This is a genomic window from Photobacterium sp. OFAV2-7 (genome assembly GCF_022347985.1).
Taxonomy (GTDB): Bacteria; Pseudomonadota; Gammaproteobacteria; order Enterobacterales; family Vibrionaceae; genus Photobacterium.
In genome coordinates, this window is record NZ_JAKRFQ010000004.1 from 21,717 (window position 1) to 44,283 (window position 22,567).

At 51.2% G+C, this 22,567-nt stretch carries 23 protein-coding genes; 6 read left to right on the plus strand and 17 right to left on the minus strand.

From position 1 onward, the window contains the following. Positions 1 to 28 precede the first annotated feature (28 nt). The 16 genes from atpE to MHN01_RS01130 form a co-directional block, all read right to left on the minus strand. Positions 29 to 286, minus strand: a complete 258-nt coding sequence (gene atpE, locus MHN01_RS01055; RefSeq protein ID WP_005302247.1) for a F0F1 ATP synthase subunit C — start codon at positions 284 to 286, stop codon at positions 29 to 31. A gap of 66 nt (positions 287 to 352) precedes the next feature. Further along, the gene (gene atpB / locus MHN01_RS01060; RefSeq protein WP_075762015.1) at positions 353 to 1,138 is read right to left on the minus strand and encodes a F0F1 ATP synthase subunit A; all 786 of its coding nucleotides are present in this window, start codon (positions 1,136 to 1,138) and stop codon (positions 353 to 355) included. Between the two features lie 8 nt (positions 1,139 to 1,146). Next, complete coding sequence (locus tag MHN01_RS01065; protein WP_075762016.1) at positions 1,147 to 1,536, minus strand: F0F1 ATP synthase subunit I; 390 nt, start codon at positions 1,534 to 1,536, stop codon at positions 1,147 to 1,149. A 178-nt stretch (positions 1,537 to 1,714) separates the two neighbouring features. After that, positions 1,715 to 2,608, minus strand: a complete 894-nt coding sequence (locus MHN01_RS01070) for a ParB/RepB/Spo0J family partition protein (RefSeq protein ID WP_239409644.1) — start codon at positions 2,606 to 2,608, stop codon at positions 1,715 to 1,717. Between the two features lie 9 nt (positions 2,609 to 2,617). Continuing rightward, a complete protein-coding gene (locus tag MHN01_RS01075) occupies positions 2,618 to 3,412 on the minus strand; it encodes a ParA family protein (protein WP_239409645.1) in 795 nt (264 codons plus the stop codon). Positions 3,413 to 3,428: 16 nt separating this feature from the next. After that, positions 3,429 to 4,049, minus strand: coding sequence for a 16S rRNA (guanine(527)-N(7))-methyltransferase RsmG (gene rsmG / locus MHN01_RS01080; protein WP_239409646.1), 621 nt, complete (start codon positions 4,047 to 4,049; stop codon positions 3,429 to 3,431). 9 nt (positions 4,050 to 4,058) lie between these two features. Beyond that, entirely contained in the window at positions 4,059 to 5,948 is a 1,890-nt protein-coding gene (gene mnmG, locus MHN01_RS01085) for a tRNA uridine-5-carboxymethylaminomethyl(34) synthesis enzyme MnmG (protein WP_239409647.1), read from the minus strand. Between the two features lie 427 nt (positions 5,949 to 6,375). Further along, positions 6,376 to 6,822 (minus strand): FMN-binding protein MioC, encoded by a 447-nt coding sequence (gene mioC / locus MHN01_RS01090; RefSeq protein ID WP_239409648.1) that lies wholly within the window; start codon positions 6,820 to 6,822, stop codon positions 6,376 to 6,378. Positions 6,823 to 6,995: 173 nt separating this feature from the next. Beyond that, entirely contained in the window at positions 6,996 to 8,363 is a 1,368-nt protein-coding gene (mnmE, locus tag MHN01_RS01095) for a tRNA uridine-5-carboxymethylaminomethyl(34) synthesis GTPase MnmE (protein WP_239409649.1), read from the minus strand. Positions 8,364 to 8,531: 168 nt separating this feature from the next. After that, positions 8,532 to 10,148 (minus strand): membrane protein insertase YidC, encoded by a 1,617-nt coding sequence (yidC, locus tag MHN01_RS01100; protein ID WP_239409650.1) that lies wholly within the window; start codon positions 10,146 to 10,148, stop codon positions 8,532 to 8,534. 2 nt (positions 10,149 to 10,150) lie between these two features. Next, a complete protein-coding gene (gene yidD, locus MHN01_RS01105; protein ID WP_075762024.1) occupies positions 10,151 to 10,408 on the minus strand; it encodes a membrane protein insertion efficiency factor YidD in 258 nt (85 codons plus the stop codon). After that, positions 10,375 to 10,731: a ribonuclease P protein component gene (gene rnpA / locus MHN01_RS01110; RefSeq protein WP_075762051.1), complete on the minus strand. Its 357-nt coding sequence runs from the start codon at positions 10,729 to 10,731 to the stop codon at positions 10,375 to 10,377. Before rnpA ends, yidD begins: the two co-directional genes overlap by 34 nt. Positions 10,732 to 10,743: 12 nt before the next feature. Next, positions 10,744 to 10,878, minus strand: a complete 135-nt coding sequence (rpmH, locus tag MHN01_RS01115) for a 50S ribosomal protein L34 (RefSeq protein ID WP_075762025.1) — start codon at positions 10,876 to 10,878, stop codon at positions 10,744 to 10,746. A gap of 151 nt (positions 10,879 to 11,029) precedes the next feature. Further along, the gene (locus tag MHN01_RS01120) at positions 11,030 to 11,800 is read right to left on the minus strand and encodes an amino acid ABC transporter ATP-binding protein (protein ID WP_239409651.1); all 771 of its coding nucleotides are present in this window, start codon (positions 11,798 to 11,800) and stop codon (positions 11,030 to 11,032) included. Next, positions 11,797 to 12,468, minus strand: a complete 672-nt coding sequence (locus MHN01_RS01125) for an amino acid ABC transporter permease (protein WP_239409652.1) — start codon at positions 12,466 to 12,468, stop codon at positions 11,797 to 11,799. The genes MHN01_RS01120 and MHN01_RS01125 overlap by 4 nt, the downstream gene beginning before the upstream one ends. 104 nt (positions 12,469 to 12,572) lie before the next feature. After that, positions 12,573 to 13,328, minus strand: a complete 756-nt coding sequence (locus MHN01_RS01130; protein WP_160656671.1) for an amino acid ABC transporter substrate-binding protein — start codon at positions 13,326 to 13,328, stop codon at positions 12,573 to 12,575. A 309-nt stretch (positions 13,329 to 13,637) separates the two neighbouring features. Between MHN01_RS01130 and dnaA the strand changes: the two genes are divergently transcribed. The 6 genes from dnaA to MHN01_RS01160 all read left to right on the plus strand — a co-directional run bounded on the left by dnaA (position 13,638) and on the right by MHN01_RS01160 (position 21,138). Next, positions 13,638 to 15,044 (plus strand): chromosomal replication initiator protein DnaA, encoded by a 1,407-nt coding sequence (gene dnaA / locus MHN01_RS01135; protein ID WP_239409653.1) that lies wholly within the window; start codon positions 13,638 to 13,640, stop codon positions 15,042 to 15,044. Position 15,045: 1 nt separating this feature from the next. Next, entirely contained in the window at positions 15,046 to 16,146 is a 1,101-nt protein-coding gene (dnaN, locus tag MHN01_RS01140; RefSeq protein ID WP_239409654.1) for a DNA polymerase III subunit beta, read from the plus strand. A gap of 3 nt (positions 16,147 to 16,149) precedes the next feature. Further along, a complete protein-coding gene (gene recF, locus MHN01_RS01145) occupies positions 16,150 to 17,229 on the plus strand; it encodes a DNA replication/repair protein RecF (protein WP_239409655.1) in 1,080 nt (359 codons plus the stop codon). 19 nt (positions 17,230 to 17,248) lie between these two features. Further along, positions 17,249 to 19,663 carry a DNA topoisomerase (ATP-hydrolyzing) subunit B gene (gene gyrB / locus MHN01_RS01150; RefSeq protein ID WP_239409656.1) on the plus strand — a complete coding sequence of 805 codons (2,415 nt, stop codon included), beginning with the start codon at positions 17,249 to 17,251 and terminating at the stop codon, positions 19,661 to 19,663. Positions 19,664 to 20,039: 376 nt separating this feature from the next. Then, positions 20,040 to 20,477: a small heat shock chaperone IbpA gene (gene ibpA, locus MHN01_RS01155; protein WP_239409657.1), complete on the plus strand. Its 438-nt coding sequence runs from the start codon at positions 20,040 to 20,042 to the stop codon at positions 20,475 to 20,477. Between the two features lie 277 nt (positions 20,478 to 20,754). After that, a complete protein-coding gene (locus tag MHN01_RS01160; protein WP_239409658.1) occupies positions 20,755 to 21,138 on the plus strand; it encodes a hypothetical protein in 384 nt (127 codons plus the stop codon). Between the two features lie 104 nt (positions 21,139 to 21,242). Here MHN01_RS01160 and MHN01_RS01165 read toward each other — a convergent pair whose 3' ends face one another. Continuing rightward, complete coding sequence (locus tag MHN01_RS01165; protein ID WP_239409659.1) at positions 21,243 to 22,493, minus strand: valine--pyruvate transaminase; 1,251 nt, start codon at positions 22,491 to 22,493, stop codon at positions 21,243 to 21,245. Positions 22,494 to 22,567 lie beyond the last annotated feature (74 nt).

The following is a 22,567-nucleotide window of genomic DNA, read 5'->3' on the forward strand; positions in this document are numbered from 1 at the left end:
TTGCTATGGGTCCGTTCGTTTTTATTTATTAACCAGCTAGTTGGCCAACGAATGGGTTTGCGAATGTGAATAGTAGAGCGATTACGATACCGATCATTGGAACCGCATCAAGCAGACCTGCAATGATGAACATCTTAACTTGCAGCATAGGTGCCATTTCAGGTTGACGAGCTGCACCTTCAAGGAATTTACCACCTAGAAGTGCGAAGCCGATCGCTGTACCCAGTGCAGCAAGACCTACAATGATGCCCACGGCAATTGCAGAAAAGCTTAGTAAAGTTTCCATCACTATCTCCAGTTTATAGTTGTCGGCTAAAGTGCCAGTAAAAAATTAAAAATTTACAAATAATCGTTAATGATTGTCTTCATGCGCCTGAGACAGGTACACAATAGTCAACATCATAAACACGAATGATTGAATTGTAATGACCAGGATGTGGAAAATTGCCCACGGGACCGAGCCCAGCCATTGTGCCCACCACGGCATTAATGCCGCAATTAGGATAAACACCACCTCACCGGCAAACATGTTACCGAACAGACGCATACCAAGCGAAATAGGCTTCGCTAGCAACGACACTACTTCAAGCAGCAAGTTGAACGGGATCATTACCGGGTGATTGAACGGGTGAAGTGCCAGTTCTTTCGCAAAACCGCCAAGGCCTTTGATTTTGATGCTGTAATAAAGCATCAAAGCAAACACACCCAACGCCATTGCCATGGTGATGTTGACATCAGCACTCGGTACTACCTTAAGATAAGGAATACCTAACCAGTGCTCCGCCGGATACGGAAGAAAATCAATTGGCACTAAGTCCATGATGTTCATCAGCATGATCCAACAGAATATGGTCAGAGCCAAAGGAGCTATCAGTTTATTGCGGCCATGGAAGGTCTCTTTTACGCTGCTATCAACGAATTCGACCATAATCTCCACAAAACACTGTAGTTTTCCTGGAACTCCTGATGTCGCTGATTTCGCTGCCTTGTAGAATAGCCCTAAAAAGAGCAGTCCTGTGAAAGCAGAGAAAAACAGGCTATCTATATGAACCGTCCAGAAACCATCACCCACCGACAAGTTAGTCAAGTGGTGAGTAATGTAGCCTGACGGCGTTAGCGCTTCACCTGGCGCAGCCATAACTCATCCTATTTGTTGTTGTTAATGAATAAAACCGGCCCAAAGATATTAATCCCGAGAGCCAGCAAATAGGTCAGTTTGAGGGGAACAAGTTCCACCTCGACATACAGGTAAACAATGGCAAATAGGATGACCGTGATGAGGATTTTCAGCACTTCTCCACCGTAAAATGACGCCATGATCAGCCGGGCCCGGCGGGCTCCGCTGAATAGAAAGGCACATTTAGCAAAGACAGCGTTGGCAATTACAAAAATGCCGCCACCTATTAATGCGGAGATTCCCCAGTCAACACTGACAGCAAACACTGCCAGTAATGCCGTTGTCAAAACGACGCCAGATTGTAGCAAGAGCAACCGTTTCGCCAGTTGGCGGCCCGGTCTAACTAGCGCCGATACCATGTATTCGTTCCTCGAGTCCATTCCACTACACAAACGTCGTGCTGGGAAAACTGCGAAAATTATACGGCTCATTAGATTGAATGCAATCTAATCGCAGCAAAAAAAAGTGTTAGATTTTACAACACAATAACTTGATCACGTCATTGTAAATTTTGCAACAAAATATCCACGTTTTATGTCACATTTCGTGACCAAACATTGCAATGAATTGCTTCAATTTGTGGGCTTCGTCAAAGCTGAAAACGATTTTTCCTTTACCGTTTTTCTGCTGATTAATCGCCACCTGGGTGCCAAAGTGCTCACTTAGGTGATTTTCTGCCGCTTCGAGCTCGGCATTCACGGCTTTCATTTTTGGCTCGGCAACAGGTTGTAAAAGTTTCTTCACCAGCTTCTCGGTGTCACGAACCGTTAACAGCTTGGCAACAACCATTTGTGCCGCTTCCAGCTGCTGCTCGGGCTCAAGCGCGAGCAGGGCACGGGCATGGCCCATTTCGAGCTGTCTCTGCTCGACCATGCGCTTAACCGGCTCCGACAGCTGGTTCAAACGCAACAGGTTTGATACGGCCGCCCGCGATTTACCCACGGCTTCGGCAACCTGTTGGTGGGTCAGCGAAAATTCATTCTGCAGCCGCTCCAGTGCCTGCGCCTCTTCCATCGCATTGAGATCTTCCCGCTGGATATTCTCAATAAGGGCAATGGCTACCGTCGCCCGATCATTAACATCCTTAATAATACAAGGGACTTTCTGAAGCCCAGCTTGACGGGCCGCGCGCCAGCGTCGCTCACCGGCAATAATCTCAAACTGCTGCGGCGCGACTTCGCGCACCACAATCGGTTGAATCACACCCTGGGCACGGATTGAGTCCGTCAGCTCGGCCAGAGCGTCATCCGACATATCTTTACGAGGCTGGAACTTACCGGCCTGCAGCGCTTGCACAGGAAGGTCTTTCAGTGTCCCTTCCTCTGAGAGCGATTGTGCCTGCTCGGCACTTTTTTGTTTTGCCTGGGCAACCGAACTGGTAGCCAGTAGCGCATCAAGGCCTTTTCCAAGGCCTCGCTTATTCATGTTCATTGTTTACCCTTATGCATCCACAGCGCCGGCATTGCGCTCCATTTCGTCGCGACGAATAATTTCACCGGCCAGGGCCAGATATGCCTTGGCACCACTGGAGTACTTATCGTAGTACATTGCCGGACGCCCGTGGCTCGGAGCTTCTGCCAAACGGACATTTCGTGGGATCACGGTACGGTAGACTTTCTCGCCAAAGTGTTTCTTCAACTGTTGGGAGACTTCATTTGCCAACCGGTTACGCGGGTCATACATGGTACGAAGCAACCCTTCAATCTTCAGGTCGGCATTCACCACGGCGGTCAATTTGCTGATGGTATCCATCAATGCGGTCAGGCCTTCCAGCGCAAAATACTCACACTGCATAGGGACAAGCACAGAATCAGCTGCTGTCATAGCGTTGATTGTAAGAAGGTTTAATGCCGGAGGACAATCGATAAAGATGAAATCATAGTTATCACGAACTACCTCCAAAGCGTTACGCAGGCGCACTTCGCGGGCAAACACTTCCATCAGCTTGATTTCTGCGGCCGTCACATCACCGTTGGCGGCAATCAGATGATAGCCGCCGGTCGTGTCGGTGACCGCCACTTCGCTAAACGGGGTTTCTTCGACCAGAAGATCATAGGCTGTTGCATCAACCTGGTATTTATCCACGCCGCTGGCCATGGTGGCATTTCCCTGCGGATCCAGATCAATAACTAGAACTTTGCGCTGTGTCGCGGCCAGTGAAGCCGCTAGATTAACGCAAGTGGTGGTTTTACCCACGCCTCCTTTCTGGTTGGCAACCGCTATGACTCTTCCCACGAAAAAACCTCATCAATTAATCCTTTGCCGTCAAGATTACTAGATGACGCTCGCCTTCTAGCTCTGGGACTTGCAAAGATTTGACCTCAGTCACAGAACACCACTCAGGGAGTTCTTCGACCTCTTGTTGATTAAATTGCCCTTTCAGCGCCATAAAACACCCGTCCCTATTCGGCAGGTGGTGGCACCAGGACACCATATCATTCATCGACGCAAATGCACGGCTCAATACTGCATCAAAGCCCACTTCCGGCTGAAATTCCTCAACCCGGCTCTGCACCGGCGTCACATTCTCGATACCCAGCTCATGGATCACCTGGCGAATAAAGCGAATTCGCTTGCCCAGGCTATCGAGCAGGGTAAAGTCCTTGTTCGGATTCATAATCGCCAGCGGGATCCCCGGCAAGCCCGGTCCCGTACCGACATCGATAAAGCGCTCACCGTCAAGGTGAGTGCTTACCACAATACTATCCATAATATGTTTCACCAACATATCCTGGGGATCGCGAACAGAGGTCAGATTATACGCTTTGTTCCACTTGTGCAGCAGGGCAACATAACCAACCAGTTGCTCCACTTGCTGATCTGTGACCTCGAGGTCAGTTTGCGCGATCAGTTGCGCCAAACGTTGTTTCACCGGTGACTCCTATTCGCCTTTCTTAAGCATGCCTTGTTTTTTCAGGTAAACCAACAGCAGGGAAATTGCCGCCGGCGTAACGCCCGAGATCCGTGACGCCTGGCCTATGGTTTCCGGCTTGGCATCATTGAGTTTTGCAATGACCTCGTTAGACAGGCCCTTCACCATGCTGTAATCCAGCTCAAACGGTAGCTTGGTGTTTTCATGGCGCAGGGATTTTTCGACCTCGTCTTTCTGGCGATCGATATAACCCTGGTATTTCACCTGGATTTCAACTTGCTCGCTCGCCTGAGCATCATCGTGGGCCGGGGCAAAGGCCTCGATGGCCGTCAGCTGCTCGTAGGTCACCTCGGGACGGCGCAGAAGATCCTCACCGCTGGCCTCACGAGCGATCGGTGTCTTGAGGATCTTGTTCAGCGCCTCGGCATGATCCGATGCCGGGTTGATCCAGATATCTTTCAGACGCTGGCGCTCCTGCGCCATGTTCTCGATCTTCTGGTTGAAGCGAGCCCAGCGCTCGTCGTCGACCAGACCAAACTCACGGCCTATTTCGGTCAGACGCAAGTCGGCGTTGTCTTCGCGCAGCAACAGGCGGTATTCGGCACGGGAAGTAAACATCCGGTACGGCTCTTTGGTACCCATGGTCGAGAGATCGTCGATAAGAACGCCCATATAGGCCTGATCACGACGCGGACTCCAACCTTCTTTGTCCTGTGCCAGCAGTGCGGCATTCATACCGGCCAGCAAGCCCTGCGCGGCAGCTTCTTCATAGCCTGTTGTACCGTTGATTTGTCCGGCAAAGAACAGGCCCTGGATAAACTTGGTTTCAAATGTCTGTTTCAAATCACGCGGATCGAAGAAATCATACTCAATCGCATAACCCGGGCGGACAATCGCCGCATTCTCGAAGCCCTTCATCGAACGGACGATTTGCATCTGGACATCAAACGGCAGGCTGGTCGAGATACCGTTCGGGTACAGCTCATGGGTTGTCAGGCCTTCAGGTTCGATAAAGATCTGATGGCTGTTCTTGTCGGCAAAGCGCATCACCTTGTCTTCAATCGACGGGCAGTAGCGCGGGCCGATACCTTCAATCACACCGGAATACATCGGGCTGCGATCGAGGTTATTGCGGATCACCTCATGAGTCTGCTCGTTGGTATGGGTGATGTAACACGGGATCTGGCGCGGATGATCCGAAGCCTTGCCCATGAACGAGAACAACGGCGTCGGGTTGTCACCATGCTGGGCCTGTAGCTGGCCAAAATCAACAGTGCGAGCATCAATCCGTGGTGGTGTACCGGTTTTCAGGCGGTCTACACGAAACGGCAGTTCACGCAGGCGTGAGGCCAGGGAGATCGACGGTGGATCCCCGGCACGGCCACCGCTGTAGTTTTCCAGCCCGATGTGGATCTTGCCTCCAAGGAAAGTGCCGACAGTTAGCACGACCGCCTTACCGCGGAATTTCAGTCCCATTTCGGTGATCACACCGACAACTCGATCGTTTTCAACGATCAGGTCGTCCACGGACTGCTGGAACAACATCAGGTTCGGTTGGTTTTCCAGTTTTTCTCGTACGGCAGCCTTGTACAGCGCGCGGTCAGCCTGGGCGCGCGTCGCTCGTACTGCCGGCCCTTTGGAGGAGTTCAGGGTTCTGAACTGGATCCCGCCCTTGTCAATTGCCTGAGCCATCAGGCCGCCGAGGGCATCAACTTCTTTAACCAGGTGTCCTTTCCCGATCCCGCCAATGGCTGGGTTGCAAGACATCTGTCCCAGCGTATCGATGTTATGCGTCAAAAGTAAGGTTTTTTGTCCCATTCGGGCTGCTGCCAACGCGGCCTCAGTGCCGGCATGGCCGCCACCAACCACGATGACATCAAAATTTTCCTGGTAAAACATGAAACTACCTCAGGTATTCGAAATTGCCAGTACGTATCTGCGAGCAAAGGTGGATCATTCTATCCTTTTTCCGAGGAAGAGAGAATCTTTAGTGAAGATCATTTGATCAAGAAGAAAGGCTTCTTTAAATATATATAAGATCTTTTAAAGAGATCTTCTGTTAGATCTATTATATAGATCCCCCGATCGTGTGGATAACCCAGAAATGATCCTAATGATCATGATGTTAGAGAGGATCATTTGCTGTGGAGCAGCTTGGATCTCTACAAGGATTAGCTGGGATCAAAATAGCCACTTATCAACAGGTGGGTGAGGGGTATAAACTTATTCAATGGATAACTATGGGTTGAACACCGTTTAGATCTATAGTTATCCACAGAAAAAAGTTTAATAAAGGCGAAAATATTGAGTAATTTTCGCCGGAATTTTATTCACAGAGGGTGTTTTTCCAGGTTTCCAGCCACAGTTCGGCAGGATCTTCAGGGACGGGATCCTGGGAAACATCGATATCAAGCCGTTCTCCAAGACGGGTTGCCCCAAGTGATGCGAGCTGTTGATCGAGGTTTTTGGCCGCGGCGCAGAAGGTGTCATAGCTGCTGTCGCCAAGCCCGACGATCCCGTACTGCAATGCCGACAAATCGGGTTTCTGGCTGGTGAGCTGTTCGATAAATGGCTGGATGTTGTCCGGAAATTCACCGGCACCATGGGTTGAGCAGACGAGTAGCCAGATATGGTCGGTGGAAAGCTGTTCGAGGTCGGCTTGATTGATGATTTCTGTGCTGTGTCCGTGTTGTTCCAGCAATTCGCTGAGATGGTCGGCAACATATTCAGCACCGCCGAGGGTACTGCCGGTGATCAAGGTGATATAGCTCATGGTCTCTCTGTCCGTTTAGATATTCACAACAAATCTATACACAGCATTGTACTGCTTCGGAACAGGGAGGAAAGCATGATCTTACTGGAGCGGGGATCTTTATTGAAGGGTTATGCACAGCCTGTCCCGGGGATCCGGAACAGGCTACGGGTGTGATCGCGTTGTGGGATCTGCTATTTACCGATACAGAATGAGGTAAAGATCCGACCGAGAAGATCGTCAGAGGTAAATTCGCCGGTGATCTCGCTCAGGTGCTGCTGGGCGAGGCGCAGTTCCTCGGCCAGTATTTCTCCGGCCATGAAGCCTTCCAGCTGGTCTCTGCCTGTCTCAAGGTGCTCTGCGGCGCGCTCCAGGGCCTCCAGATGGCGACGACGGGCCATAAAGCCGCCTTCGGTGGTACCGGCAAAGCCCATACATTCCTTCAGGTGCTCGCGCAGGCTGTCGACGCCGGCGCCGGTACGTGCTGACAGGCGGATCAGGGTCGGGTTGTTGACATGGCAGATCCCGGCTTCCTCGTTGGTCAGCTCGACTTTGTTGCGGATCACCGTCAGGCCCATGCTGTCTGGCAGGCGTTCGATGAAATCCGGCCAAATCTCTTTGGGATCGGTGGCATCGGTAGTGGTGCCGTCAACCATGAACAGCACGCGGTCGGCCTGCTGGATTTCCTCCCACGCGCGCTCGATACCTATACGCTCGACTTCGTCGGTCGCTTCGCGCAGACCGGCGGTATCAATGATATGCAGTGGCATGCCATCAATATGGATATGTTCGCGCAGTACGTCACGGGTGGTGCCGGCGATATCGGTGACAATGGCAGAATCTTTGCCGGACAGGGCATTGAGCAGGCTGGACTTGCCGGCGTTAGGGCGACCGGCGATAACCACCTTCATCCCTTCGCGCATAATCGCGCCCTGATTGGCTTCGCGGCGCACGGCATCAAGGCGTTCGATGATACCGTTGAGATCGCCGCTGACCTTGCCGTCAGACAGGAAATCGATTTCTTCTTCCGGAAAGTCGATAGCGGCCTCGACATAGATTCTCAGGTGGATAAGAGCCTCCACCAGCTCGCTGACCCGGCCCGAGAAGGCGCCCTGGAGCGATTGGAAGGCACTTTTGGCGGCTTCCTCCGAGCTGGCATCAATCAGGTCGGCAATCGCCTCTGCTTGTGCCAGGTCGAGCTTGTCGTTCATAAAAGCCCGCTCGGAAAATTCCCCCGGACGGGCCGGGCGGATGCCGTCAATTTTCAGGATACGCTTGATCATCATATCCATCAGTACCGGGCCGCCGTGCCCTTGTAGTTCCAGCACATCTTCACCGGTAAAGGAGTTCGGTCCCTTGAAGAATAAAGCGATGCCCTGATCCAGTGCGTTACCGTCCTCGTTTTTGAATGGTAGGTATTCGGCATAACGGGTTTTGAGTTCACGGCCGGCTACCGCGAGTGCGACCTCGTTGGCTTTTGGGCCCGAGACGCGAATAATGCCGACGCCGCCACGGCCCGGAGGGGTAGCTTGCGCAACAATGGTATCAGTATGTTCGATCATAATTTTGGCTTTGCTTTGTAAATTCGCTGCAATTGTAAACAGAGTAGGTGGGAAAACCTAGTAATAGCTTAGATGGTTGGCTGCGAGGCAGGTTTCCTTCGCTGCGACACCGTGGCATAACGTAAAAAGGCGGCCATTGGCCGCCTTTGGGGAGTTCATGGGGTTACATTACTTCGAATGCAGCCCTTTCTTCTCGAGTGAACGGTAGATCAGCGTCTGCTGGATCAGGGTCACGACGTTAGATACCAGCCAGTAAAGGACCAGACCTGACGGGAAGAACAGGAAGAAGAAGGTAAACATCACCGGCATGAAGGTCATGATCTTCTGCTGCATCGGGTCGGTCACCGTGGTCGGGCTCATTTTCTGGATCATGAACATCGACACACCCATCAGAATCGGCAGGATGTAGTACGGGTCCTGTGCAGACAGGTCGTGGATCCAGCCAAAGAAAGGAGAATGACGCAGTTCGACAGATTCCATCAGTGACCAGTACAGGGCAATGAAGATTGGCATCTGTAGCAAGATTGGCAGACAGCCACCCAGTGGGTTCACTTTCTCTTTCTTGTACAGTTCCATCATTTCCTGGCTCATACGCTGGCGATCGTCGCCCAGACGTTCGCGCATTGCTTGCAGTTTAGGCTGCAGCATACGCATTTTGGCCATTGAGGTGTACTGGGCCTTGGTCAGCGGGTACATCGCACCACGGACAATAAAGGTCAGCATCATGATCGCCACACCCCAGTTCACAACGATTCCCTGGATGAATGACAGTAGCATGTGAAGCGGGCTGGCGATAAACCATAGCCAACCGTAGTCGACGGTCAGGTTCAGGTTAGGCGCGGTGGCTTCCATCTGATCCTGCAGTTTAGGACCGACCCACAGGGTGGCAGTTAGTGTCTGCTCGCTACCTGCAGGAACCGTGGTTGCAGGCATACGTACACCGATGTAACCCTGGCCGTTGCTGGTACGGGTGTACAGGTTGGTGGCTTCGTCGGTACGCGGGATCCACGCCGATACGAAGTAGTGCTGCATCATGGCTGCCCAGCCTTGGTTGGCGATAGTCAGGTTCAGGTTCTTGTCCTGCATATCTTCAAAGCTGTATTTCTTGTATTTGGTATCGTCAGCCGAGTAAGCACCACCGCGATAGGTCGGCATCGTCAGGCTGCCGCCGTCATCCATCAGGTTCTGCTTCAGCTGGGCATACATCTGAACGCTTGCCGGTGCAGCTGACTGGTTGTTGATGCTGTATTCAACATCGACTGCGTAGCTGCCGCGCTTAAGTACGAAAGTCTTAGTGTACTGGATGCCGTCTTTTTCATACGTCATCGGTACGCGTAGCTCGTCCTGGCCGTCGGCAAGGGTAAAGCTGTCGGCATCAACCACTAGCTGAGCACGTCCGGCGGTGGTATCGATACCGTTGGCACCGATAAGGCCTGACTGTGCCGTATAGCTGTGGCCCTGCTCGTTTTTCAGAAGAACAAACGGGTCTTCTGAATTGAGTTCGTTGTCGTAAGCCAGCAATTGGGCTTCGATCACATCGCCACCAAGCGTATCGACAGTAAGCGCCAGTACATCTGTATTGATGGTGATTAGATTGTCGGATGTGCTTTGTTCAGTAATCGGCTGGCCGTCAGCTGAATGTGAAGGAACATCACCACTTGTGTTGACTTGTTGCGCTACACCCTGTCCTTGTGGTTGAGGGGCGTTGTCCATGTTCCACTGCTGATATAGTAGGAACGAGACGAACAGTAGGGCAATTAACAGAATATTGCGTTGGGAATCCATCGTTACTTATCTCTGTCGTTATGCTTGGTTGGCGGAACGGGGTCATAACCACCGTCGGTTAAAGGATGACATCTTAATAGACGTTTCGCTGCGAACCAACAACCTTTTATCGCTCCATGCGCTTTTATTGCTTCAATTGCGTATTGGGAACATGTTGGGGTATAGCGACAGCGTGGTCCAATAAGCGGACTTATTGCCAGTTGGTAAAAGCGGACTAGTCCAACGACTAGCCACGCGAAGGGCGAGACAGGCGATGCCATAGTTTATCTAGCAATTTAAATAGCTCTTCGTTGCTCAGCTCACTGGCGCTTTTCCTGGCGATAACGACAAAATCTTTGGCTGGCAGATCGGCTTGCTTGAGGCGGAAGCTTTCACGCACGATGCGTTTGAACTTATTTCTGCCAACAGCAGTTTTGATCTGTTTTTTAGGAACAGCCAAGCCGAGACGGGGATGATTAAGGTCGTTGTTACGGGCAAGAATAGTTAAGTGGGGAGAGCCAGCACGGTGAGCTTGCTGGAAGACTTTTTTATAATGTTCGGGAGTTAACAAACGTAACTCCCGAGCGAAAGCGAGCTTATTCAAAATAATCAAAGATTACTTAGAAAGACGCTTACGGCCTTTAGCGCGACGTGCGTTGATTACAGCGCGACCGTTCTTAGTAGCCATGCGTGCACGGAAACCGTGGCTACGCTTGCGCTTTAGAACTGAAGGTTGAAAAGTGCGTTTCATGGTTTTACCTTAAATTAACTGATCAGTTTTTAAGTTTGTTACTGAGTTTCCGACTGCGAACAACCGGTACCTCTAAACAAAGAGGCGGAATTGTAATCACTGACCTCTAAATAGTCAATAATTATACCCGTTGTTAGCAACGGGCGCTGAATTATACTTCTTGTGTCGCGGAGTGCAAGGATCCTTCGCGGATCCCGACCTTATTCAGGAACTTTTGTAGTCGAGGATCCTGCGGATTGGTGAAGATCTGCTCTGGCGGTCCCTGCTCGACGAACTCACCGTCGGCCATAAAGATCACCCGATCAGCAACTTCGCGTGCAAATTGCATCTCGTGAGTGACCACCAGCATGGTCTGGTGACGAGTCGCCAGTTTCTGCATCAAGGTCAGTACTTCGCCGACCCATTCCGGGTCCAGCGCCGATGTCGGCTCGTCAAACAGCAGCAAATCGGCCTCCAGGGCCATGGCACGGCCGATGCCGACCCGTTGCTGCTGGCCGCCGGACAGGGCGGCGGGATAGTGCTCTCCCTTGTCGCCGAGGCCAATATCATCAAGAATTTGCTGCGCGCGCTGAAAGGCGTCGTCTTTTTTCCAGCCTTTTACCGTGATCAACCCTTCAGCGATGTTCTGCTTCGCCGTCAGGTGCGCAAACAAGGCATAATTCTGGAACACAAACCCGGTTTTGCGGCGCAGGGCGATGATGTCGCTTTTGGCAGCCTGTTGGCTGTCAATGGTGACATCCCCGATCGTAATGTTGCCGCGGTTGGCCGTCTCCAAAAAGTTGATACAGCGTAGTAGGGTGGATTTTCCCGTACCCGACGGACCGATAACCACGACGATTTCGCCTTTCTCTATGGTCAGGTCAATGCCGGAAAAGATGGTGGCGTCGCCAAAGCGCTTGGCGAGATTGTTTAGCTTGATCATCGTGTGTATGCCTTGTTGAGTTTTGCTTCTGCCCAGTTCTGGACCCGGGTCAGTACCAGTACCATCGCCCAGTAAATGAGGGCAACGGCCAGAAAAGCCTCGAAGAACTTGAAGCTCGATGAGGCTTCCATCTGGGCCTTGGCCATAATTTCCGCCACACCCAGTGTAAAGGCCAGTGACGTTGATTTGATCATATCGATGAAGTAGTTCATCAGCGAGGGCAGGGCGACCCGTGTTGCCTGCGGTAGAATGATCCGTCTCATGGCTTGCAGACCGGTCATCCCGATCGAGAGGCTTGCCTCCATCTGGCTGCGGTCAATCCCGATGATGGCAGCACGAATACTCTCCGCCTTGTACGCGGCAAAATGCAGGCTCAGGCCGATGACCGCGGCGCTGAAGGCGTCAAGGCCGACAAAAACAGGAAACACCTGCGGCAGGCCATAGTAGAGTAAAAAAAGCTGAACCAGCAGTGGGGTACCGCGGAAGAAGCTGATGTAGAGCTGGCTGAGCTGATCCAGTACCGGCAGCTTGTATACTCTGACCAGCGCCAGCGTCACAGCTATGACCAAGGCAAAAAGCAAACCCCAGACAGCCATATTCAACGTCGTACCCAGGTACTTCAGGAGAATAGGCAGTAGCGATAACATGTAGTCAAAATCAAAGCCCATGTGGATAAGTATTCCGTTATTGAGGGATGAATAAGCGACAAAGACCCACCTTGCGGTGAGCCTTTAAGTATATGGATATTTAGAAGGAAATGCTGTCAGCGATATTACTGGGTGATATCGGCATCAAACCATTTCACTGAAATTTCTGCCAGGGTACCGTCTTCGCGCATGGCCTTGAGGGCCTTGTTCACTTCGCCACGTAGCTTTTCGCCTTTTTCACCCTTGATGAACGGCCAGGCATTCTCGATACGCTCGAACGGTTCGCCGGCCAGCTGCAGCGGCAGGTTGGCCTTTTTGATCAGCTCGACAGACGATAGACGGTCCATCACAAAGGCATCGGTACGGCCAAGGGCAACATCGTGCTCGATACCGGTATCGTAGGTCTTGATATTGATCTTGCCGTCTTTATCCAGCTCGCGCAGCAGCTGCTCGTAGTTGGAACCCAGGTTGACCCCGACAGTCTTGCCGTTGAGATCATCGGTGCTTTTGATGCTGTCATTTCCCTTGCGCACGACCAGCTGGGCACCATCGACCACATACGGGTCGGCAAACAGGTACTTGGCCTTGCGCTCGTCGGTCATGGTGATTTGGTTGGAGATGGTATCGATACGGCCGGTTTCCAGTAGACCGAACAGGCCAGAGAAGCTAGCGGTCACAAATTCGACGTTATAGTCGTTGCGTTTACCGATTTCGTTCCACAGGTCGACCTCAAAGCCCTGAAGCTGATCTTGTTTTACAAAGGTAAACGGGAAGTAGCGTCCTGACATGCCGACTTTCACGTCTGTAGCGGCCATGGCTGCCTGGCTTGCTGTCAAAGTCAGTGCGACAGCTGTGAATGTTGTTTTTATCCAGCTTTTCATCCTGTTTACTCCTCAGATGGCTGTGATGATGCTCTGTTTTTCACATCCTATATGCTGATATCTGCTTTTTTTAAATAACTTGGAGTTATTTCAAATAACCAATTGTTCGTAGGTAACGGTTACATGCTGTTAATAGCTTTGTGGGTAAGGGCTGGTAAAATTGTGCTGATCTTAGGTTTTATTGTGCGATCTATGTGAATAAGTCTGATCTTATTCACCGGATCTGCGATCTCTTTGCTGGCGATCCTGAGCCAGCAGGTATAAAATTGCATCCCTTTTCGTGTTTTGTTATTCAGTGTGGAGTCGAGCTTGTCATCTTCGCTTTGGTTGCAGTGCCTTCAACGCCTTCAGGAAGAACTCCCTGCAACAGAATTCAGTATGTGGGTTCGACCGCTTCAGGCCGAGTTGAACGATAATACGCTGACCTTGTTTGCGCCTAACCGTTTTGTGCTTGATTGGGTACGGGATAAGTATCTCAACAATATTAATCGGCTGCTGAATGAATTTTGCGGCAACGATGTACCGATCCTGCGATTTGAAGTCGGTAGCCGCCCGGTCACCGCACCGCCGCCACCACAGCCAGCGGCCTCGGTGCCGGTTGTCGAGCCTGCAGCCCCGCAGATGGTGGACGATACGCCTCCGCGTACCTGGGAGCCTGCACCGTCACCGGTCCAGCCCGAGTCTCAGTCCGGCTACCGGTCAAACGTGAATCCCAAGCATAACTTCAACAACTTTGTTGAGGGTAAGTCGAACCAGCTGGGACTGGCCGCCTGCCGCCAGGTGGCGGATAACCCTGGCGCTGCCTATAACCCGCTGTTTTTATATGGCGGAACCGGTCTGGGTAAAACACACCTTTTACATGCGGTTGGCAATGCCATTGCGGATCGCAAACCCAATGCCCGGGTTGTCTATATGCATTCCGAGCGTTTTGTCCAGGATATGGTCAAGGCCCTGCAGAACAATGCGATTGAAGAGTTCAAGCGCTATTACCGTAGCGTCGATGCTTTGCTGATCGATGATATTCAGTTCTTTGCCAACAAAGAGCGATCGCAGGAGGAGTTTTTCCACACCTTTAATGCTCTGCTTGAAGGCAACCAGCAGATCATCCTGACCTCAGACCGCTATCCGCGCGAGATCAACGGTGTTGAGGATCGTCTGAAGTCCCGCTTTGGCTGGGGACTGACGGTGGCGATTGAGCCGCCGGAGCTGGAAACGCGAGTGGCCATTTTGATGAAAAAAGCCGAGGATCACCATATCCGCCTGGCTGACGAAGTGGCTTTCTTTATTGCCAAGCGCCTGCGCTCCAATGTCCGTGAACTGGAAGGGGCCCTGAACCGTGTGATTGCCAACGCCAACTTTACCGGCCGTGCCATTACCATTGACTTTGTCCGTGAGGCACTGCGCGATTTGCTGGCGCTGCAGGAAAAACTGGTAACGATCGATAATATCCAGAAGACCGTGGCCGAATACTATAAAATAAAGATGGCTGATATGCTGTCCAAGCGCCGTTCCCGCTCCGTTGCCCGTCCGCGCCAGATGGCGATGGCACTGGCCAAGGAGCTGACCAACCATAGCCTGCCGGAAATCGGTGATGCCTTTGGTGGTCGCGACCATACAACGGTGCTCCACGCCTGCCGTAAAATCGAGCAGCTGCGTGAAGAAAGCCACGATATAAAAGAAGATTACTCAAACCTAATAAGAACATTGTCGTCTTGATATGAAATTTACCGTCGAACGCGAACATTTATTAAAGCCGCTGCAGCAGGTGTCTGGTGCACTTGGCGGCCGTCCTTCATTACCGATCCTGGGCAATATTCTGCTTCAGGTCGAAGAAGGCTGCCTGTCGATGACAGGTACCGATTTGGAAGTCGAGCTGGTTGCCAAGCTGGCACTGGACGCTGATTTTGAGCCTGGGGCGGTCACTGTCCCGTCGCGTAAGTTTCTCGACATTTGTCGTGGCCTGCCTGATAGCGCCAATATCGTTGTTGCCCTGGAAGGGGACCGGGTGATCATTCGCTCCGGCCGCAGCCGTTATTCCCTGTCGACGCTGCCTGCCGCGGACTTTCCGAATATCGATGACTGGCAGAGCGAGGTTGAGCTAGCGCTGCCGCAAGGGCGGATGCGCCAGTTGATCGACAGCACCCAGTTCTCGATGGCCCATCAGGATGTTCGCTATTACCTTAACGGCATGCTGTTTGAAACCGAGGGCAAGAACCTGCGCTCGGTCGCGACCGATGGCCACCGTATGGCGGTATGCGCCATTGAACTGGATCAGGAGCTGCCTTCCAAACAGATCATTGTGCCGCGCAAAGGGGTACTGGAGCTGGTTCGTTTACTGGATACGCCGGATGCCATGGTGGATATCCAGATTGGTAACTCGAATCTGCGCGCAGTGGTGAATAACTTTGTCTTTACCTCCAAGCTGGTCGACGGACGTTTTCCTGACTATCGTCGCGTCATGCCGCAAAACAGCACCAAGTTTGTCGAGGCGAGCTGTGACGAGCTGAAAAAAGCGTTTTCTCGTGCGGCTATCTTGTCAAACGAAAAATTCCGTGGTGTTCGCGTTAACCTGTCCAACGGCGAGATGCGTATTACCGCTAATAACCCTGAGCAGGAAGAAGCCGAAGAGTTCCTTGATGTCGACTATCAGGGCGAGGATCTGGAGATCGGCTTCAACGTCAGCTATGTACTCGACGTGCTTAATACCCTTAAGTGCGAGCAGGTACGTTGGTCGCTGACCGATGCCAACGCCAGTGCGCTGGTTGAAGACAGTGCCAGTGACGAAGCCATGTATGTCGTGATGCCAATCAGACTCTAGGACATGGCACTTACTCGTCTTATTGTAAAAGACTTCCGTAATATTGAAGCTTGCGACTTATCCTTGTCGGCAAGCTTTAATTTTCTGGTCGGTGCCAACGGCAGTGGCAAAACCAGCGTGCTAGAAGCGCTACACTACCTGGGACACGGGCGCTCGTTTCGCAGCCACTTGACGGGGAGGGTGATCCGCCATGAACAGCAGGAGCTGTTTGTCCATGGCCGGTTGCAGACCGATGGCGAGCTGGAGCTTCCGCTCGGGATCAATAAAAAGCGCGACGGCACTACCGAGGTCAAAATTGGTGGTGAAGGTGGACAGAAACTGGCCCAGCTAGCGCAGGTGCTGCCGCTGCAGTTGATCACACCGGAAGGATTCGAATTGCTGATTGGTGGCCCCAAATACCGCCGGTCATTTATCGACTGGGGCGTCTTTCATGTCGAACCCCAGTTTTATCATGCCTGGAGCCGGGTCAAGCGATTGACCAAGCAGCGTAATGCGCTGCTAAAGACAGCCCGTAGCTATCGCGAGCTGAGCTACTGGGATCAGGAACTGGCAGTACTGGCTGAAGAGATCAGCGAGTGGCGCAGCCAGTATCTCGAGGCGGTGAAGCGAAAGGCCGCAGAGATATGCCAGGGCTTTTTGCCCGAATTTGATATCCAGCTGGGGTATTACCGCGGCTGGGAAAAAGACACCCCGTATGCTGAGCTGCTAACACGCAATTTTGAGCGTGATTGCCAGCTGGGTTATACCGCAAGCGGGCCGCATAAGGCTGACTTGCGGATCAAAGTTGCCGGCACTCCCGTCGAGGATGTTCTGTCCCGCGGGCAGCTGAAGCTGATGGTATGTGCCTTGCGCCTGGCGCAGGGGCTGCACCTCACAGAAGCAACCGGCAAGCAGTGTATATATTTAATTGATGATTTTGCTTCCGAGCTGGATAGCCATAGGCGTGCGCTGCTTGCGCAACGGTTAAAGGAAACCAACGCCCAGGTTTTCATTAGTGCAATTAGTAGCGACCAAATTGCGGAAATGCATGATGAAAATGGCAAGATGTTTCATGTGGAACACGGTAAAATAACCGCAGGATAATTTAAGCGAGAGTAACTCAATGTCCAACAACTACGATTCATCAAGTATTAAGGTACTAAAAGGCCTTGATGCAGTACGTAAGCGCCCAGGGATGTACATTGGCGATACCGATGACGGTACTGGCTTGCACCATATGGTGTTTGAGGTCGTCGATAACTCAATCGATGAAGCTCTTGCTGGCCACTGTGAAGATATCATTGTCACCATCCATGAAGACGGCTCTGTTTCTGTTAGTGATGATGGTCGTGGTATTCCGACAGACATGCACCCGGAAGAAGGCGTTTCGGCTGCAGAAGTTATCATGACCGTTCTTCACGCAGGCGGTAAGTTTGATGATAACTCTTATAAAGTATCGGGCGGTCTGCACGGGGTAGGTGTCTCGGTGGTGAACGCGCTATCCGAGAAAGTTGAACTGACTATCCACCGAAAAGGATCAATTCACCAGCAGGTTTATCATCACGGTGAGCCGGAAGCACCATTGGCTGTGATCGGTGATACCGAAAAAACCGGTACCCGTATTCGTTTCTGGCCAAGTGCAGAAACCTTTACCAATATCGAATTCCAATACGAAATCCTGGCCAAGCGCCTGCGTGAGCTGTCGTTCCTAAACTCTGGCGTGTCAATCAAGCTGATTGACGAGCGCGAGGAAGACAAGCAAGACCACTTTATGTATGAAGGTGGTATCCAGGCGTTTGTCGAGCACCTGAACCGCAACAAGACTCCAATCCATCCAAAGGTCTTCCACTTTAACTTTGAGCGCGAGGACGGTATTGCCGTAGAAGTGGCGATGCAATGGAACGATGGTTTCCAGGAAAACATTTACTGCTTTACCAACAACATTCCACAGCGTGATGGTGGTACTCACCTGGCTGGTTTCCGTGGTGCGCTGACGCGTACACTGAATAACTTTATGGATAAGGAAGGCTACTCGAAGAAGGCCAAGACAGCGACATCCGGTGATGATGCTCGTGAAGGTCTGACTGCCGTGGTATCGGTGAAAGTGCCGGATCCAAAATTCTCGAGCCAGACCAAAGATAAGCTGGTATCAAGTGAAGTGAAACCTGCTGTTGAATCTACGATGGGTGAGAAGTTGGGTGAGTTTCTATTGGAAAACCCGACGGATGCCAAAACGGTATGTACCAAAATCATCGATGCGTCACGTGCCCGTGAAGCGGCTCGTAAAGCGCGTGAGATGACACGCCGTAAAGGTGCGCTGGATCTGGCGGGTTTGCCGGGTAAACTGGCCGATTGTCAGGAAAAAGATCCTGCGCTTTCTGAACTCTACATAGTGGAGGGTGACTCTGCGGGCGGTTCCGCCAAGCAGGGTCGTAACCGTAAGAACCAGGCGATTTTGCCGCTGAAAGGTAAAATTCTGAACGTTGAGAAGGCACGCTTTGACAAGATGCTGTCTTCGCAGGAAGTCGCCACGCTTATTACAGCCATGGGCTGTGGTATCGGTCGCGATGAGTACAACCCGGACAAACTGCGTTACCACAACATCATTATCATGACCGATGCCGATGTCGATGGCTCGCACATCCGTACCCTGCTGTTGACCTTCTTCTACCGTCAGATGCCGGAGCTGATCGAGCGCGGCCATATCTACATTGCTCAGCCACCACTTTATAAAGTGAAGAAGGGCAAGCAAGAGCAGTACATCAAAGATGATGAAGACATGAACCAGTATCAGGTTGCTCTGGCGCTGGATAATGCCGCGCTGTTTGCTGCCGAAGGAGCGCCAGCTGTTTCTGGCCTGGCACTGGAAGACCTAGTGAAGCAGTTTAACAGTGCCAACAAGCTGGTGGATCGCATGAGCCGCCGCTACCCGACATTGTTGCTGAATGAATTTATCTACCAGCCACGCTTGAGCGTCGATGTCCTGAGTCAGCAAGCTGATGTTGAAGCCTGGACTCAGCCGTTAGTTGCTGCGCTGAACGAGAAGCAGTCTGGTGAAAGCAAGTACAACTTCGAAGTGATTCGCGACGAAGAGAACAATGTGTGGTTACCGAAAGTGGTTGTTCGTACCCACGGTGTTGATCATGAATACGTATTGAGCTTTGATTTGCTGAACTCGAAAGAGTATAGCAAGCTGGCTGATCTGTCCGAGGCACTGCACAATCTGCTAGACGATACGGCGTATGTCCAGCGTGGTGAGCGTAAGCAGCCGGTGAGCAGTTTCAAGGAAGCGCTGGACTGGCTGATTAAAGAATCACGCCGTGGCTTGTCATTACAGCGATACAAAGGTCTGGGTGAGATGAACCCAGAGCAGCTATGGGAAACCACCATGGATCCTGAATCTCGCCGTATGATGCAGGTGACCATCAACGACGCTGTTGCGGCTGACGAACTGTTTACGACATTGATGGGGGATCAGGTTGAGCCTCGTCGTCACTTCATCGAAGAGAATGCTCTGAACGCGAACTTGGACGTGTAGTCTGAGTTGTTGGTCGCTTTATTAATAACGCCGCGCGATACGGCGTTTTTTTTATACCTGTAGGTTTACGTAGGAGGCTGGATATTATTCAGCGATAGCAATATTGCCCTTTTCCTTCTTGTTCACTGTGAGGCCTGTTTTGTTCTCTGCAACCATGGGTTGAAGAGTGCAGTTATCTTCCTTGGTTAAGGGCGCTGAAAAATAAATTCAAAATAATTGGATTGAACACTTGGAAAGTAAATTAGCTATCCCTATATCTAATAATGAAGCGCATGGTGCCAAAGATTGGGCCTGCAACCGGTTTGTCCCACAGAGGGAAAACCACTTCAACGACAACATATCGTAATTTTATTGCTTCTAAAGAAGGATAGTTAATATGCGTAACCTAGATTTCACTCCTCTATACCGTTCTGCTATTGGTTTTGATCGTCTGTTTAACCAGATGGAAAAGAATGTCAGTAATGCCAATACGGGTTACCCTCCGTACAATATCGAGCAGCAGGATGAGAATCACTACCGTATCACCATGGCTGTGGCCGGTTTTGCCGAAGAGCAGTTAGATATTACCCAGCAACAGAACAAGCTGATTGTTCGTGGTATCCGTGAAGCCGAAAAGGATGAGCGTCAATACCTGTATCAGGGCATTGCCGAACGCGACTTCGAACGTAAATTCCAGCTGGCCGACTATGTCAAAGTAATTGGTGCCGGAATGGAAAACGGTTTACTGCACATTGATCTCGAGCGCGAGATCCCGGAAGAGCAGAAGCCGCGCAAGATTGCGATCAACGGTCATCGTTTGCTTGAAAACGAGTAATATCGTTCTTGTGTCCATCCTATAACGGACATAGTGGCGCAACAGGAGTGAAGGTCAGCCAAGTGCTGGCCTTTTTTATTTTTGCCTCTCGCCTTTACATCAATGTTGCTTGCGAGCCGTACTTAACTGCTATTTTTTACTTTGCTACGGGTTGGTGTGGGGGATTCTTTGTGCTGACTTGTAGGGGGATCCTGTTTGCAGGCTTTACGCGCTATGATTACAAGAGTTGTTTCACGTGAAACGCTTTCACATTCTTATTTGTTCAGTCGAGATCGCTATGGCCGGAAAGACGCGTTACATCACCACGGATCTGGATATTTTTTCGAATCGGGATTTGTCTGAGCTAGCGGCATTCTTTCAGGACGTAACTTGTATCCTTCATTGCGGATGGCGTAGTGATGATGTCTTCCATTTATGCCTAGAGCCTAATTCCGATAGAGAGAATAAACTCGGGGAAGATTTGGAAAGCTTGTTATCGGCTGTTGAGCAGTTGCCTGATGAACTAAGCGCTCTTTGGCGATTGGTAAGCGAAGTCGATTTTAATATCGGCGTCGAAACAGGGGACTGTCACGGCCACAACATAAAAATATCCGCTAAGCACCTTGAACGTATTGCTAGGCTGAATGGCACCTTGAGTATAACGACTTATCCGGCAGAGTGAGGATGAGATAATAAGCGCTGCCTGATGGCAGCGCTATATGTAGTTACATTTTCTTACTGGCAAGAGTCAGTCTGGTGGTATGTGCTGAGTAAGCTTAAACTGGCTTATTGGCCTTGGTAGGCTTTGGTCACTTCTTCGGCGATGACCGCAATACCTCTCTCCATGTCCTCGTCGTTCTGGACATAGTTCATTCTTAGGCATTCATGACCATGGCTCCAGTCATCGTTGAGTCCGATAAAGAAGTATTCACCCGGTACAATGAGCACACCGCGGGCTTTCAGTCGGCGGTAAAGCTCCATGGTTGTGATAGGGAGATCTTTGAACCATAACCACAGGAACATTGCCCCTTCGGGTTTGTGGATCCTGAAGCGCTCGTCAGTAATGGCAGCCTGCAATAGCTCAACGGCATGCTGTGACTTACGCTGGTAGAATGGTTTGATAACCTGCTCACTGAGACGAAGCAGGTCATGCTTTTCTATCATCTTATTGACAATGGCAGGACCGACGCTGCCCGGTGCCAGGCTGAGTACACCATTCATATTGGTAATGGCTGTGGTGATTTCCTCGCTAGCTACCACGATGCCGCAACGTACGCCGGGCAGCCCGAGTTTGGACAGGCTCATACAGAGAATGGTGTTGTCATTCCAAAAGGGTGTGACGTCCTCGAAAATGATGTCGGGGAAAGGCATGCCATAGGCGTTATCGATGATCAGCGGAATGTTATGTTCGCGCGCTAACTCATCAAGGTGTCTGATCTCTTCATCCGTCAATACATTCCCGGTTGGGTTGGTTGGACGAGAGGCGCAAATCGCACCGATGCTGCTGTCGACTTTCAGTTCTTTGAAGTCGATGTGGTATTTAAACAGACCGTTCTCTAGCAGGGTGATTTCCGGGTGATAGGAGACGAACATGTCTTCACTGAGCCCTGAGTCACCATAGCCAATATATTCCGGGGCTAAAGGAAGCAGTACTTTCTTCCGGCTACCGTCACCAAATTCACCGGCGAGTAAATTGAACAAGTTAAAGAAAGCACTTTGACTGCCATTGGTCAGCGAGATGTTCTTGGCACTGATATCCCAGCCATAGGTGTCACGCAGCAGGTCGGCGAGGGCACTGATAAAGGTATTCTTGCCTTGCGGGCCATCATAGTTGGTCAGTGCCGCTGCCAGCTCGCCGGTTGTGACCATCTCTCCGCTCAGTTGGTTAAAGTACTCGACCATTTCTGGGATTTGAGCTGGGTTACCGCCACCGAGCATGATGGCGTCAGGGTTACGCAAGCCGTCGTTTAAATCATCCATTAGCTGGGTGATCCCAGAATAACGGGCAAACTTGTCTCCGAATGTAGAAAACTCCATGTTTACTTCCGACCTCAGTCTATTGTTCTTATCTTTGGTGATATTGCTACTGTATAGCTTATGTACAGATTTCA